Origin of the sequence: Klebsiella sp. K47, from assembly GCF_051858335.1 — a bacterium.
GTDB lineage: Bacteria > Pseudomonadota > Gammaproteobacteria > Enterobacterales > Enterobacteriaceae > Klebsiella > Klebsiella pneumoniae.
On record NZ_JBPYUI010000480.1, the window covers coordinates 1 to 219 of the forward strand.

The window sequence follows — 219 nt, forward strand, 5'->3', positions numbered from 1 at the left end:
TGTGCCTGTTACAGTGATTGAGGTTGATCCTAACCGCATCACTCAAATCAAAACGCTTGAAACTGATGGTTATCAAGCGATTCAAATCACTACTGGTGAACGTCGCGAATCTCGCGTAACTAACGCTCAGAAAGGTCACTTCGCGAAAGCGGGTGTTGCTGCTGGTCGTCTAGTTCAAGAATTCCGTGCAACAGAAGCTGATCTTGAAGGTCGTGAAGT

Annotated in this window: 1 pseudogene; it reads left to right on the forward strand. The window is 46.6% G+C overall.

Features of this window, described 5'->3' with window-relative positions:
- A pseudogene (gene rplC, locus RRF55_RS28885) lies at window positions 1-219 on the forward strand (50S ribosomal protein L3); the annotation flags it as partial.